Here is a 15,122-nt window from a genome sequence, read left to right as displayed (position 1 = left end):
GACGCCAGTCACTGCCTCCGGCCGAGAGGGCGCCAGCTGCTCGCCGTCTGCGCGTGCTGCACAGTCCCGGCGAGCAGCGGCCTGCGGCGATCAGCCCTCGATCTGTGTGGCCAGCCCCTGTGCGATCGCCTCGCGCATGATGCGCTGGGCTTCCTTGTCGGCGCGGACGCTGGCGGCGGCCTGCTGGCTAGACAGGTCTGCCTGCTCGGTGGCGAGCGCCGCCTGCTGCCTGGCCAGCGCCTGCATCCGCTGGTCGGCGCCGCTGCGCTGCATGGCCTGTTCGGCCTGGCGTACTGCGCGTTCTGCTTCCCGCGCCGCACGCTCGGCGGCCTGTTGTGTCAGTGCATCGGTGTCGAGCAAGGATGCATTGACGTGCTTTGCGGCCGCGTCGGCAGCCCGTGCACCCAGCTCGGCCATCTGCGCACCCAACTCGCCCTGCTGCTCGCCGAGCTCGCCCTGGCGCTCGCCCAGCGCGCCCTGCGCCTGGCCCAGTTTGGTGACTGGCGCATACGCCGCATTCAAGCGCTTGAAGGTGTCGGGATCGCGCACGACGTACTGCTTGCCATCCTTGCGGAACCACATCAGCTGACCATCCTTGCCGGCCAGGCGACGCACATGCTTGAGATCGTCCACCGAGCCATTCATGACGCTGTCGTTGCCCTGCAGCAGCACGTAGGCATCGCGGTCGGGGTCATGCGACAGGTTGATCTGGCCGTGCGTGGAGGTGGTGGTGAAGGTCTGGCTGGTGGATGACGCCGCTGCAGCCGGTGCGGCGGTTGCTGCCGCAGTGGCCGGTGCAGCTGTGCTGGACACGCCGGCAGCTGATTTGGCCGGTGCGGCCGCTGATGCGGCAGCAACAGCCGGCGCGGCGGGCATGGCCACCAGGCGCAGCGGCAGCACGCCGGTGATGGCCACCGCGCCCAGGATCAGGGCCGCGCCAAACCGCGGGAACGAGGTCGGGTTCTGCAACATGAGCAATCTCCGTTTGAGGCTGAGGAAGGACGGTGAGGCGCTGGCCACGCCGCCGTGCGGGCGCGGTGCCACGCCCAGTTGCAGCAACAGCCGGCCATAGTCGTGGCGGCAATGACGGTGGCCTGCGACCACCGCGGCATCGCAGGCGGCCTCGCGGGCAGTGGCGTATTCGCGCGCGGCCAGATGCACCAGCGGGTGGAAGAAGAACAGGTGCTGGGCCAGCGACGGCAACAAGCCCCACCACAGATCGCGCCGGCGCAGATGGATCAGTTCATGGGTCAGCGCCATATCCAGATCGTCGTCGGCCATGTGCGGCAGGCGTGCGGCGGGCAGCAGCAACACCGGGCGCCAGGGCCCGATCAACTGCGGCGAGGCGATCTGCTGCGACAGACGTATTTCCGGCGGCTGCGACAGGCCATGCGCTTCTGCGGCCATGCGCAGTGCGGCGACCAGGGCGCGATCGGTGCACGGTGCGGCAGCGCGTACCAGGGCGCGGCTGCGTCGGTATGCGCGCACTGTGCCGAGCGCCATCACTGCAACGCCGGCAACCCATAACGCGGCCAGCCACAGCGCCCAGGACGGACCGCTTGCACCCTGCAGCACGTCTGCCGCGCCCGCACTGGCGACCGCGCTGGCGCCGGATGCGCTGGCATTGGCCATCACCATCGGCGCCAGGCTGTCGCCGGCAATCAAGGCAGGCGTGGACGTGGCTGCGGGCAACACCGGCAACTGCAGCGGCGCGTTCCACAGCAGGCCGACCACCGCCTGCACTCCCACCAGCCACCACAACCAGGTCTGCGTGGTGGCCGGCAGCCGCCGCACGCTGCGGCACAGCGCCCACACCGCCAACGCCAGCACGGCGGTCTGCACGCTGGTGGCACCCAGTTTCCAGAGCAAGGCTTCGATCATCGGCGACATGCTCAATCCTCCTTGCGCTGCGACTGCAGCTTGGCGACCAGGGCTTCGAGCTCGGCCAGCTCGCTGTCGCTGACCTCGGCGCGCTGCGACATCCACGCCACGAACGGCGACACCGAACCCTGCAAGGTCTTTTCCACGAACTGCCCCACCGCCGAGCGCACCACCGCGTCCTGCCCGCTGGTGGCGCTGTAGCGGTACATGCCGTCTACCTGCTCGCGGCGCAGGAAGCCCTTGGCGCGCAAGCGCTCCATCATGGTCAGCACGGTCGAGCGCGCCAGCCCACGCGGCTCACCGAACGCGGCCGCCACTTCGCCGACACTGGCCTGCCGTTGTTCTTCGATGTGTTGCAGCAGGGCCAGCTCCTGGTCCCCGATGGTCTTGCCACGCATGCCGATCTCCATGACTACAGTTGTCGCTACCGTAAGTGTGACGACAACTGTAGTCAATAGGTCGGATGGCAGGAGGCGGTACAGATGAAGAATCAGACGGAAAGCCGTGAAGAAGAGGTTCGCCAAGATTGGCGCCTCCGACGGACCGTTCCCCGCTGCAAGATTTACCAACCTGACGGAGCCAACCGGGGAATCGAGGCTGCGTCAGTTATCGCCCCTCAGCGGGCAGCCGACTCGAACTTGCTGCCGCGCATGCATGCATCTCAAGGTTGGCGATGGAGTCAAAGGCTGCTACCGGCTTCAGACATCGTTTCCTGGACTTCGTCGCTCACCAGTGCGTTTCGTCAGATTGCGTGCCCTGTCTTGAGCCTGCTCAGCTATGTTGCGCCGGGATCTGCAAGCACATTGCAGATGGGGCTCAGATCAATACCTACAAGGACGTGCGGACACATGAAACGCTGGCTGTTTGTTGCTTTGCTCACCCTTTCATTCGGGGCGAACGGCGTTGTCATTCGTGCCGATGTTGACGACTCAAATTATCGAATCGATCAATCCGCGTTTCCAGCTCTGGCGGACATGCCAGGCGAAGGGCACGGCGTCCTTATCGCGCGGAAGTGGGTCCTCACCGCCGCACACGCAGCTCCCATGGAAGGCATGGACGCGGAGGTGGCCATCAACGGGAATGCCTACAAAGTTGCTCGGGTCTTCGTCCATCCTGGCTACAAGCGCATGCCCGACGCATTGGGCCAAGAAGCGTTAAAGTCCGGCGATCCGTCCAGAATTCATGCCTTTCTGGCAGGTTCGGATGACATTGCTTTGATCGAGTTGGATGCGCCTGTTGAGCAGGTTGTACCGGTCGCTCTTTATCGAGGTGGCGATGAGGTCACAAAAGTCGCCATGTTTGGAGGAAAGGGGGCAACCGGCAATGGCATCGAGGGGCAGATTCCCGGCTCTCCACATCGTGGCGCGTTGAGGCGGGCCTACAACGCCATTACTGGAGCGAACGACCGCTATCTCTGGTATCGCTTCGATCCCCCTGCACAGGGGCTGCCCCTCGAAGGTGTGTTGGGAAGCGGTGACAGCGGCGGCCCGCTCGTGGTGCAAGCTCAGGGCGCCTGGCAAGTCATTGGACTGGGATCTTGGATCACGGCAGTTACGGAACACGAGCTAGAGGCTGGTTTCTATGGGCAAATGGTCTATAACGTCCGCATCTCACGCTATGTCACCTGGATCGATGGCGTGATGTGTGCGGCAGATGGAGCCTCCTGTGCGGAGAACTAGCCAGCGCCGCTGCCACTAGCGCGTGCCAGGGAGAAACCATCGCGATGAAGCGGGCGGCCTTCACGTGCGCCACCATGCCGGCGCGCATGATCGTGGTTCTAGCGGCTCTTATGCTGCACAGGTCATGTCTCGATGCCGCCACAGCGGAAGGCTTCTGCGTTTTCTCTCTGGTGGCAGTCGATTACCCAGCCAGCAGCAACCCTGCAGCACCCGTCGGTGCGCAATGCCGTGCCTGAAGGCGCGGCCTTGCTTGGCGACGAGCAGATGGAGGCGCTGGGGCACAGCCTGGCGCAGGCGCATGTGCTCTATACCGGGCCTACCCGCGAGCTGCTGCTGTCGCAACTCAAATTCAACGAGCGCTCGCTCGGCACGGCCGCAGCGCGATTGGCCGAAATGTCTGCCGATGGCTTGCGCCTGCATCCGGCCGGTGAGTGGTTATTGGACAACTATTATCTGGTGGAAGAGCAGATGCGCCTGGCGCGTCAGCATCTTCCGCCCGGGTATAGCCGGCAATTACCGCGTCTGCGCACGCCAACGTCGGTGGGCCTGCCGCGCGTCTACGAGCTGGGCTTGCAGGTGGTGGCGCATGGCGACGGGCGCGTGGATGTCATCACGCTGAGCCGTTTCATCGCCGCCTACCAACAGGTGGCACCGCTCAAGCTCGGCGAGTTGTGGGCGATTCCGATCATGTTGCGGCTGGCGCTGATCGACAACCTGCGCCGCGTTGCCGACGACATCATGCACGATGGACGCGACAGTAGCCTGGCGGCGCAGTGGGCGGCATTGCTCAACGCCACTGCCGCCACCCAACCCAAGGATGTGGTGGTGGTGGTGGCCGACCTGGCGCGGTCGCAGCCGCCAGCGACCGGTGCATTCGTGGCCGAGCTGACGCGCGGCATCCAGGGCCGTGGGCCGGTGTTGTCGATGGCCAGCGCCTGGGTGGAGCAATGGCTGGCAAGCGAGGGCCACAGTGTGGAAGCGCTGGTGCACGCCGAAAGCCAGCGCCAGGCAGCCGAGCAGGTCTCGATCAGCAACAGCATCGGCAGCCTGCGGTTCCTGGACGACATGGATTGGCGCGATTTCGTCGAGGCCATGAGCGTGGTCGAGCAGACCTTGCGCAAGGATCCGGCCGACGTCTACGCATGCATGGATTTCCATACCCGCGATAGCTACCGGCATGTGGTGGAACAGCTGGCGCAGCGCCTGGACCGCGACGAGCCGGACGTGGCCGAGGCCGTGCTGCAGCTGGCGGCGCACGCAGATGCCGCGATGCCGGTGGCCAACCACGTGGGCTATTACCTGGTGGATGCGGGATTGCCGCGGCTGCGTGCCGCGCTTCGCGACCCAGCTGCGGCAGATACGCCGCCCCCCCCTCGCCCGCGCGCGCATCGCGTTGCGCTGCCGCTCTACCTGTTGCCGATCGCAGCGATCGCGTTGCTGTGGACCGGCGTGCTGCTGCAGGGCGTGAGCGCACTGCCGCCGGCGCTGTGGTGGATCACCGCTGGCATCGCGCTGCTGGCCGCCAGCGAGCTGGGCATTGCGCTGGTCAACTGGGTGGCAACGCTGTGGGTGCGCCCGCATCCGTTGCCGCGCATGGACCTGCGTGCCGGCATCACGCCCGATTGCCGCACGCTGGTGGTGATGCCGAGCATGCTGGCCAGTCACGAGGCCATCGACGAGCTGGTCGGCGCCTTGGAGATGCATTACCTGGCCAACCGCGACGCACAGTTGTACTTCGCGCTGCTCACCGATTTTCTCGATGCCGCGCAAGCGCTGTTGCCTGGCGACATGGCATTGGTGGCACATGCGGCGCAGCATATCGACCGGCTCAACGCGGCCTATGCCGATGCGCACGGCGATCGTTTCTTCCTGCTGCATCGCGCACGCCGGTGGAACGCCGGCGAGGGCTGCTGGATGGGTGCAGAGCGCAAGCGCGGCAAGCTCGAGGCGCTCAACCGCCTGCTCTGCGCCGACGACGCGCGGCTGCAGGCGGCCAGCGAATTCCTGCAGGTGCAAGGCGATGTCGCCGCGCTGGTGCAGGTGCGCTATGTGATCACGCTCGATAGCGACACCCACCTGCCGCGCGATGCGGCACGCGCGCTGGTCGGGGCGATGTCGCATCCGTTGAATGCGCCGCGCATGGATGCGGCCGGGCAGATCGTCGAGGCCGGTTACGGCATTCTGCAGCCGGGCCTGGGCACCGGCATGAGCGAGGGCGGCGAGTCGCGGTTTGCGCGCATGTTCGGCATCGAGCCGGGCATCGACCCGTACACGCGTGTGGTCTCGGACGTGTATCAGGATCTGTTCGGCGAAGGCTCCTTCATCGGCAAGGGCATCTATGCCGTGGCCACCTTCGAGCAGGTGCTGGCCGGCCGCTTTCCCGATAATCGCGTGCTCAGCCATGACCTGCTGGAAGGCTGTTACGTGCGCGCCGGGCTGCTCAGCGACGTGCGTCTGTACGAGCGCCACCCGCAACGCTATGCCACCGATGCCAAGCGCCGTGCGCGCTGGGTGCGTGGCGACTGGCAGTTGCTGCCGTGGTTGCTGCCGTGGGTGCCCGACCGGGGTGGCCGGCGTGCGCGCAATCCCTTGTCGTGGCTGTCGCGCGGCAAGCTGCTGGACAACCTGCGCCGCAGCCTGGTGGCCCCGGCCGCGCTGAGTCTGTTGCTGATCGGCTGGTTCTGCTCACCCACGCCATTGCGCTGGACGCTGTGGCTGCTGGTGCTATGGCTGCTGCCGGGGCTGTGTTCGGCGCTGTATGCGCTGGCGCATCCGCCCGAGGGTCTGGGGCTGCGTCATCACGCGCGCCAGGTCGGTGTGGGGCTGCGTCAGCATCTGCTGCGCACCGGCGTGGTGCTGGCCTGCCTGCCGTTCGAAGCAGGGATGCAGCTGGCCGCCATCGCCCGCACGCTGGTGCGGATGTCGATCACCCGGCGCCATCTGCTGCAGTGGGCGCCATCCAGCGAAGTGGAGCGCAGCGCGCGCAGCGGCAATGCCGAGCAACAGCTGATGGCCGGCGCCGCGTGCAGCGCGGCATTGGCGATCGCCGCGGTGGCGTGGTGGGCGCCGTTGGCGTTGTGGGCGGCATTGCCGCTGGGGCTGGCATGGATGGCCGCGCCCTGGCTGATGGCCTGGCTGGGCGAACAACCCGCCGCACCGGTGGCGCAGTTGTCGCAGGAACAACGCGCTTTCCTCGGTGGATTGTCGCGGCGCACCTGGGCGTTCTTCGAAAGCCATTGCACCGCGCAGCACCACTGGCTGCCACCGGACAACGTGCAGGAATACCCGGTCACGGTGGTGGCCAACCGTACTTCGCCGACCAATATCGGGCTGGGCCTGCTGGCCAATCTGGCCGCCTACGATCTGGGCTACCTGACGGTGGCCGGCGTGATGACCCGCGTGGCCGATACCTTGACCACGCTGGAAACGCTGCCGCGTTATCGCGGCCACTTCTACAACTGGTACGACACCGAAACGCTGGTGCCGTTGTTGCCGCGCTACGTCTCCACCGTGGACAGCGGCAACCTGGTCGGGCATCTGCTGACGCTGCGGCAAGGCCTGCTGGCACTGGTGGATGCGCCGGCGGTGTCGATGGCGGTGTTCGATGGGCTGGCCGACACCCTGGGCGTGCTGGCATCGCGAGCGCAGACACGCAGCGACGCCGCCGCCAATGCGCTGGACGCAATGTCGCAGAGCTTGCAGAGCATCCGCAGCCAGCCCGCGCCGAGCCTGCACAAGGCCGACCAAGCGCTGCGCCTGCTGCTGGCGCAGAGCCACACGATCCTGGCGCTGATGCCGGACAGCGACAATGACGAGCCGTGGCCGCAACGCTTGATCGACAGCTGCGAGGCGGCCCTGGCCGAAGTGGGCCACTGCACGGCGGCGCCTGCCGGCAGCGCTGCGCAGGCGACCGAACAACCCGGCGATGCGGTCGCCACGCTGCGGCAACTCGCCGTCAGCGACCACGCACCCGGCGTGCAGACCTGGGCCGCCGGACGCGTGCAGGAGCTGCAACGGCTTGCGCATATCGCCGGGCAGCTGGCGCAGCTGGATTACGAGTTCCTCTACAGCCCCGCCCAGCAGTTGCTGTCGATCGGCTACAACGTCGACGACCAGCGCCTGGATAGCGGCCATTACGATCTGCTCGCCTCCGAGGCGCGCCTGGGCATCTTCGTGGCGATCGCCCAGGGCAAGTTGCCGCAGGAGAGCTGGTTCGCACTCGGCCGCACGCTCACCGACACCGGCGCCGAGCCCACGCTGCTGTCGTGGAGCGGCTCGATGTTCGAGTACCTGATGCCCGATCTGGTCATGCCCAGCTACCCGCAGACCTTGCTGAGCCGTTCGATGCGCGGTGCGGTACAGGCGCAGATCCGCTATGGCACCGCACGCGATGTGCCGTGGGGCGTGTCCGAATCGGGCTACAACACCGTCGATACGCAGCGCAATTATCAATACCGCGCGTTCGGTGTGCCCGGCCTGGGGCTCAAGCGTGGCCTGGGCCAGGATCTGGTGATCGCCCCCTACGCCAGCGCGATGGCGCTGATGGTCGAGCCGGATGCGGCCTGCCGCAATCTGCAGCAACTGCAGGCGCTGGGATTTGGCGGGCGCTTCGGCTTGTACGAGGCGATCGACTACACCCCCTCGCGCGTGCCGCGTGGCGAACAGCATGCGCTGGTGCGCTCGTTCATGTCGCATCACCAGGGCATGGCGCTGCTGGCGCTGGACCACGTGTTGCGCGACGGGCCGATGCAGAAGCGCTTTGTCGCCGACCCGCAATTCCAGGCCACGCTGTTGCTGTTGCAGGAGCGTGCACCGCGCGCTGGCGTGTATGTCAAAGGCCTGGCCGACGCCGCCGAGCGCCCTGTGGCCACCGAAGCCGGCATGGCCTTGCGCATCCATCGCGACCCCAATCTGCCGCAGCCGGCGCTGCAATTGCTCTCCAATGGGCGTTACCACGGCATGCTGACGTCGGCCGGTGGCGGCTACAGCCGCGCGCGCGACATGGCGGTGACGCGTTGGCGCGAAGACGGCACCCGCGATCACTGGGGCACGTTCTGCTATCTGCGCGATGTGGACAGCGGCGCGGTGTGGTCGGCCGCGCATCAGCCCACCTGCGTACCGGTGGAACGGTACGAGGCGATCTTTTCCGATGCGAAGGCCGAGTTCAAGGGCAGCCACCAGCGTTACGACAGCCATCTGGAAATCGCCATTTCCGCCGAAGACGATGTGGAGCTGCGCCGCTTGCGCATCCGCAACCGCTCGCGGCAGACGCGGGTGATCGAAATCACCACCTACGCCGAAGTGGTGCTGGCACCGGCGCAGGCCGACGAGGCGCATCCGGCCTTCAGCAACCTGTTCGTGCAGACCGAAATCCTGGCCGACAAACAGGCGTTGCTGTGCACGCGTCGCCCGCGCGGGCACGACGAGGCGCAGCCGTGGATGCTGCATTTGGTGGCAGTGCACGATGCCGACGTGGCGTCGATCTCCTACGAGACCGATCGCGCTGCATTTGTCGGGCGCGGGCGCAGCACCCGCAATCCGCTGGCCCTGCGCGATCAGGCCAGCCTGTCCGGCGCGGCCGGCTCGGTGCTGGATCCGATCGTGGCGATCCGCTGCCGCATTTCGCTGGCGCCGGATCAACAGGCGCAGGTGGACATGGTCTACGGGGTCGGCACCCAACGCGCGGCCTGCACCGCGTTGATCGACAAGTACCGCGACCGCCGTCTGGCCGACCGCGTGTTCGACCTGGCGCTGACCCAGAGCCAGGTCATCCGCCGGCAGATCAACGCCTCGCTGGAAGACGCGATGCTCTACGAACGGCTGGCCGCACGCGTGCTGTTCGTCGACCCGCAATTGCGCGCCGACAGCGAGGTGCTGCTGCACAACCATCGCGGCCAGTCGGCGCTGTGGAGTCACGCCATCTCCGGCGATCTGCCGATCGTGCTGTTGCGCATCGCCGACCCGGACAATCTGGAGCTGGTGCGCCAGCTGGTGCAGGCACACGCGTACTGGCGCCTGAAAGGCCTGCGCGCGGATCTGGTGATCTGGAACGAAAGCCAGGCCGGCTATCGGCAATCGCTGCAGGACGCCATCCTGGGCCTGATCGCCGCAGACCCCGAGGCCAATGTGCTCGACCGCCCCGGCGGCATCTTCGTGCGCGCCATCGAACACATCTCGCAGGAGGACCGCGTGCTGCTGCAGACCGTGGCGCGCGCGATCCTCAGCGATGCCAACGGCAGCCTGGACGCGCAATTGCAGCGCCACCCCAGCGCGCGTGCGCATCCGCCGTTGCTGGAGCCCATCAAGCAACTGGACAGCGCCGATTACCTCAGCAGCACCCACGCCGCCTACCTGGACCGAACCCTGCAGGCCGCCGCCGAAGAACCGGTGTTGTTCGACAACGGCCTGGGCGCGTTCGCCGCCGACGGCCGCGAATACCGCATCACCCTGGACGAAGGCACCGCCACACCGGCGCCGTGGTGCAACGTGATGGCCAACGCGCAGTTCGGCAGCGTGGTCAGCGACAGCAGCCCCGGCTACAGCTGGGCCGAAAACGCGCACGAATTCCGGCTCACGCCGTGGCACAACGACCCGGTCGGCGATGCCTCCAGCGAAGCGTTCTACCTGCGCGACGAAGACACCGGCCAGGTGTGGTCGCCGATGGCGCTGCCATGCCGCGGCAGCGGTCGCTACACGGTGCGCCACGGCTTCGGTTACAGCGTCTACAGCCATATCGAACACGGCATCGGCAGCGAGCTGTGGGTGTTCGTGGATGTGGAGCGCCCGATCAAGTTCAGCCATCTGCGGTTGAAGAATCTTTCCGGCCGCCCACGCCGGCTCAGCGTCACCGGGTACGTGGAATGGGTGCTGGGCGACATCCGCACCCGCTCGCAGTTGCACGTGGTCAGCGAGGTGGATCTGGGCAGCAGCGTGCTGACCGCGCGCAACCCGTACAACACCGAGTTCGACGGGCGCGTGGCGTTCTTCGATGCCGATGCACCCAGCCGCAGCATCACTGCCGACCGCAGCGAATTCATCGGGCGCAATGGCAGCCTGGCCGCGCCCGCCGCACTCAGCCGGCAACGTCTGTCCGGGCGCGTGGGTGCCGGCCTAGACCCGTGCGCGGCGATCCAGATCCCGGTCACGCTGGCGGCCGAACAGAGCTTCGAAACGGTATTCCGCCTGGGCGCGGCGGTGGATCGCGACACCGCACTGACACTGGCCCGCCAGAGCCGTGGCGTGGCCGCCGCGCACACCGCCTTGCTGGCGGTGCGCGCGCATTGGCAGCAGATTCTGGGCACCGTGCAGGTGACCACGCCCGATCCGGCGGTGGATCTGCTGGCCAACGGCTGGCTGCTCTACCAGACCATCGCCTGCCGGTTCCTGGCACGCAGCGGCTACTACCAGTCCGGTGGCGCGTACGGCTTCCGGGACCAGTTGCAGGACAGCATGGCGATGGTGCACGCGCAGCCAGCGCTGGCACGCGCGCATCTGCTGCGCTGCGCCGCGCATCAGTTCGTGCAGGGCGATGTGCAGCATTGGTGGCACCCGCCACAGGACCGCGGCGTGCGCACGCAATGCTCGGACGATTTTCTGTGGTTGCCGCAGGCGCTATGCCGCTATCTGGATGTCACCAACGACGCCAGTGTGCTGGACGAGCGGGTGAGCTTTATCGACGGGCGCGCCCTCAAGCCCGACGAGGAATCGTATTACGACCTGCCACAGATCGCCGGCAACATGCAGTCGCTGTACGCGCACAGCGTGCTCGCCCTGCAACGCGGCATGGCACGGCTGGGCGAACGCGGCCTGCCGTTGATCGGCAGCGGCGACTGGAACGACGGCATGAACCGGGTCGGCAAGGACGGCAAGGGCGAGAGCGTGTGGCTGGGGTTCTTCCTCTACGACACGCTGCTAAGGTTCGCAGACGTGGCCGTGCAGCGCGACGATGCGACATTCGCGGCGACCTGCCGCACGCACGCGCAGGCCTTGCGCACCGCGCTGGAGCAGCATGCCTGGGATGGGCGGTGGTACCGGCGGGCCTGGTTCGACGACGGCACGCCGCTGGGTTCGAGCGATTCAGACGAATGCCGCATCGATTCGCTGTCGCAGAGTTGGGCGGTGCTGTCCGGTGCGATGGACCCGGCACGCAGCGCACAGGCGATGGACGCGATGCACCAGCAGCTGGTGGATCCCGACGCCGGCATCGTCAAGCTGCTGGTGCCGCCGTTCGATCGCACCGGGCACGACCCCGGCTATATCCGCGGTTACGTCCCCGGCGTGCGCGAAAACGGCGGCCAGTACACGCATGCGGCGGTGTGGGCGACGATGGCCTTCGCGCATCTGGGCGACAGCGCGCGGGCCTGGCAACTGGCCGGCCTGATCAACCCGATCCACCACGCCCGCGACGCGGCGGGCGTGCAGCGCTACAAGGCCGAACCCTATGTGCTGGCGGCCGATGTCTACGCGGTGGCGCCGCACGCCGGCCGCGGCGGCTGGAGCTGGTACACCGGCGCAGCCGGCTGGATGTACCGCTTGCTGACCGAATCGCTGCTCGGCCTGCAACGCCACGGCGAGCGCCTGCACCTCGTGCCGTGCATCCCGGCCAGTTGGTCCCAGTACCAGCTGCGCTATCGCTTCGGCACCAGCACCTACGTCATCGACGTCACCCAGCGCCCCGGTGTCGAGCCACGGCTGGAAATCGACGGCATACAGCAAGCCGAGCTTGCTTTCACTCTGGTCGACGACGGTACGGTCCACGCTGTCGCCCTGGACTGGCCGGGAGACGCAACATGAGCACACGCATACGCACCCACACCAATCACCAGCTTTCCGATCTGGGCAAGATGTTGTCGGTCTGGCCGCAGCGGGTGCGCGACCCCAGCCAGTTCTGGCCGCAATTCGATGCCTTGGCCAAAGGCATTCTGGATGAGGCGGCTGCAGCCGATCTGCAGCGGGTGCAATGCCGCCTGCGGCAGCTGCTGCGCCGTCACGGACTGACGCGGACGCAGTAAGCACGCAGGCAGTCTCCGCACGCGCCAAGGCCGCTGGTGGTCGATCTCGGTGACATTGCGCTGTACGTGCAGATGGTACGCAGCGCCGGTTTTGCCGGGGCCGCGCGCCGACTGGGGCGCCACGCCCAACAGCGTCAGCCGGCGTGTGCACGGGCTGCGGGCAGTCTTCATGCCACGCCAACAACGCTTTCTTCACGCTTGCGCCATTCTTCCGCTGGAGATCTCCGATGATCCGTACCCTTGCTCCGCTCGCTGCCGTGTTGTTGCTCTCGGCCTGTGCCTCCAACCAGGTCGTGCAGGTGCAGCCCATCGACGGGGCCATTTCCGGGCAGTGCCATATCGACAAGGTGCGCGGCGCAGTCGGCTTGGCCGCGGCGGCACAGACCATCGAACGCGCGCGCGTGGACAGCGACAGCCTGCAGGTCAGCGTGCGCCGCGGCGAGCGCGCCACCGGTGGCACCACTGCCAGCGGCCTGGCCGACCCGGCCCAGGGCGCCAGCGAAAGCGGTGGCGATCACCTCACCGTCGAGACCGGCCCGAACAACAACATCACCGCGATCTACTGCGGCTGAGTCGTTTGGGATTCGGGATTGGAGATTCGGGATTCGGTAAGGCACTGTTGCTATCCGGCTCCCGGTCCTCCACTTGGAGTGGCTGACAAAATCTAGCGCGTCGGCTTCACGTAAGCGTGGACGGCGAGCAGCAACCGGACTGTACTTGTGGCACCTGCCGCGCCCGCCTGGGGGTCAGCGCAGTCGTTTTTGTCGCCGTTTTCAAGCGGACTTCCGCTTTGATGCAGGCCTTGCCCGCGCCTTGGGCTTGTTACGCGAAGCGCTCAAGAACTTCAGCGTGGCCGCCTCCCATTGGCGCTCGCCGCGCACGCCGGTGGCCATGGCCTGCAAGTGACCGGCGCGCCAGCCTTCGAATACGCACGGGTCGATATACGCCTTGCGACACACCGAGGGTGTATTGCCCAGCGCATCGGCCACTTCGCGGATGACATCGTTCTGCACCTGGGTCAGCGCGCGCTCGCTCATGCGCTCGGGCAGCGGCAACCGTGCCAAGCGTTGCAATGCCGCCAGCGTGCCGCCCCAGGTACGGAAATCCTTGGCGGTGAAATCCTCGCCCATCGCCTCGCGCAGGTAGTCGTTGACCTCGCCCGAGTCCACCGGCTGCAGCTGGCCGTCGTCATCGCGGTACTGGAACAGCGATTGCCCCGGCAATTGCTGGCACTCGCGGATCAGTTTGACCAGTTGCTTGTCGTCCACCTCGATATCGTGATCCTGGCCGCTCTTGCCGCGGAACTTCAGCCGCGCACGTCCCCCGCGCAGGAATTCCATGTGCCGGTTGCGCAACGTGGTCAGCCCGTAGGACCGGTTGCTGCGCGCATATTCGGCGTTGCCCACGCGCACCAGCGTGTCGGCCAGCAACGCCACCACGATCGCCAGCACCTTCTCGCGCGGAAATCCCGGCAAGACCAGGTCGCGGCGTAGCCGGCGGCGCAGCTTGGGCAGCGCCTGGCCGAAGGCGATCACCCGTTCGAACTTGCCTTCGCCGCGCACCTGCGCCCAATCGGCGTGGTAGCGGTACTGCTTGCGCCGGCGCGCATCGCGGCCGGTGGCCTGCAGATGGCCGTTGGGCTTGGCGCAGATCCACACCTCGGTATATGCCGGCGGAATCGCCAGCGCGCGGATGCGCTGCAACGTGTCGGCATCGGCTACGCGTTGTCCATCCGCGCTGCGGTAACTGAAGCTCTTGCCGGCCTTGCGGCGGCTGATGCCGGGCTGCTGATCGTTGACGTAGGTGAGCCCGGCCGCGCGCGCGGTGGCCTTGGCCTGTGCAACCGCGGCCACGCTCGCCACCGCGGCGGTGGCGGCCACCGCGCCGGCGGCAACGGTGGCCAGCTTGCCGGCCGCGCTGGCGGTGGCGGCGGCATTGCGAAGAACACGTTTGGCTTTCATTGCGCACGGATCGAAGGACAGGCGCCGATTGTTGAGCCGGTCAGGACTAGGCCGCGTCAACGCTGCGACAACGCCATGTGGGCAAGCGATGCCCGCGAGCGGGTTTTCTGCTTATGCTTGGGCCTCCCCTACTGTGCTGGAGTCATCGATGCGCGCTGTCCTGCCTACCGCCCGTCTGGCCTGTACCCTGGTCGTGCTGGCGGCATTGACTGCCTGCGGTTCGCCGCAACCGGACGAGCAGGAAGCCGTCTCCGCCAAGGCGCAGCAAGCCGCCGAACAGGCCGCCGCACCGGCACCGGCGGCCGCGCCCGAAGCGCCGCCGATCGGCAGCTGCGATGCCACCCAGGTGCAATCGCTGGTGGGCCAGGCGCTGACCGATGCGGTGAGCGACCAGGCCCGCACAGACGCAGGCGCCAAGTCGGTGCGCGTGCTCAAACCCGGCCAGATGACCACGATGGAGTTCAACGGCGAACGGCTCAATCTGGAAGTGGATGCCAAGAACGTGATCGCCTCGGTGCGTTGCGGCTGAGCACAGGTTGGCGCCTGTTGACGAACAGGCGCCAAGCCAGCTGGCACAAGGCCTTGCAGCC

At 67.1% G+C, this 15,122-nt stretch carries 8 protein-coding genes; 5 read left to right on the top strand and 3 right to left on the bottom strand.

The features are described from left to right. Positions 1-90: 90 nt before the first annotated feature. Together ACCQ04_RS00205 and ACCQ04_RS00200 are read right to left on the bottom strand one after the other, a co-directional pair. The gene (locus tag ACCQ04_RS00205; RefSeq protein WP_226427992.1) at positions 91-1,890 is read right to left on the bottom strand and encodes a M56 family metallopeptidase; all 1,800 of its coding nucleotides are present in this window, start codon (positions 1,888-1,890) and stop codon (positions 91-93) included. A 2-nt stretch (positions 1,891-1,892) separates the two neighbouring features. After that, complete coding sequence (locus ACCQ04_RS00200) at positions 1,893-2,291, bottom strand: BlaI/MecI/CopY family transcriptional regulator (protein ID WP_181097819.1); 399 nt, start codon at positions 2,289-2,291, stop codon at positions 1,893-1,895. Positions 2,292-2,729: 438 nt separating this feature from the next. Here ACCQ04_RS00200 and ACCQ04_RS00195 point away from each other — a divergent pair, with 438 nt between their 5' ends. The 4 genes from ACCQ04_RS00195 (at position 2,730) to ACCQ04_RS00180 (ending at position 13,143) form a co-directional block, all read left to right on the top strand. After that, positions 2,730-3,560 (top strand): trypsin-like serine protease, encoded by an 831-nt coding sequence (locus ACCQ04_RS00195; protein WP_372358623.1) that lies wholly within the window; start codon positions 2,730-2,732, stop codon positions 3,558-3,560. 132 nt (positions 3,561-3,692) lie between these two features. Next, the gene (locus ACCQ04_RS00190; protein ID WP_372358622.1) at positions 3,693-12,353 is read left to right on the top strand and encodes a glycoside hydrolase family 94 protein; all 8,661 of its coding nucleotides are present in this window, start codon (positions 3,693-3,695) and stop codon (positions 12,351-12,353) included. After that, complete coding sequence (locus tag ACCQ04_RS00185) at positions 12,350-12,571, top strand: hypothetical protein (RefSeq protein ID WP_046345213.1); 222 nt, start codon at positions 12,350-12,352, stop codon at positions 12,569-12,571. Before ACCQ04_RS00190 ends, ACCQ04_RS00185 begins: the two co-directional genes overlap by 4 nt. Positions 12,572-12,798: 227 nt before the next feature. Further along, on the top strand, positions 12,799-13,143 hold the full coding sequence (locus ACCQ04_RS00180) for a hypothetical protein (protein WP_024940425.1): 345 nt from the start codon (positions 12,799-12,801) through the stop codon (positions 13,141-13,143). A 201-nt stretch (positions 13,144-13,344) separates the two neighbouring features. Here the strand turns inward: ACCQ04_RS00180 and ACCQ04_RS00175 are convergent, their stop codons facing one another. Continuing rightward, positions 13,345-14,622: a DNA topoisomerase IB gene (locus tag ACCQ04_RS00175; protein ID WP_179464965.1), complete on the bottom strand. Its 1,278-nt coding sequence runs from the start codon at positions 14,620-14,622 to the stop codon at positions 13,345-13,347. 58 nt (positions 14,623-14,680) lie between these two features. Here ACCQ04_RS00175 and ACCQ04_RS00170 point away from each other — a divergent pair, with 58 nt between their 5' ends. Then, the gene (locus ACCQ04_RS00170) at positions 14,681-15,061 is read left to right on the top strand and encodes an I78 family peptidase inhibitor (protein ID WP_016901590.1); all 381 of its coding nucleotides are present in this window, start codon (positions 14,681-14,683) and stop codon (positions 15,059-15,061) included. Positions 15,062-15,122 lie beyond the last annotated feature (61 nt).

It is taken from the genome of Xanthomonas sp. NCPPB 2866 (assembly GCF_041475745.2).
In the GTDB taxonomy this organism is placed as follows: Bacteria; Pseudomonadota; Gammaproteobacteria; order Xanthomonadales; family Xanthomonadaceae; genus Xanthomonas; species Xanthomonas arboricola.
The sequence above is the reverse complement of the archived record's forward strand: the minus strand, read 5'-3'. Positions and strand labels throughout refer to the sequence as shown.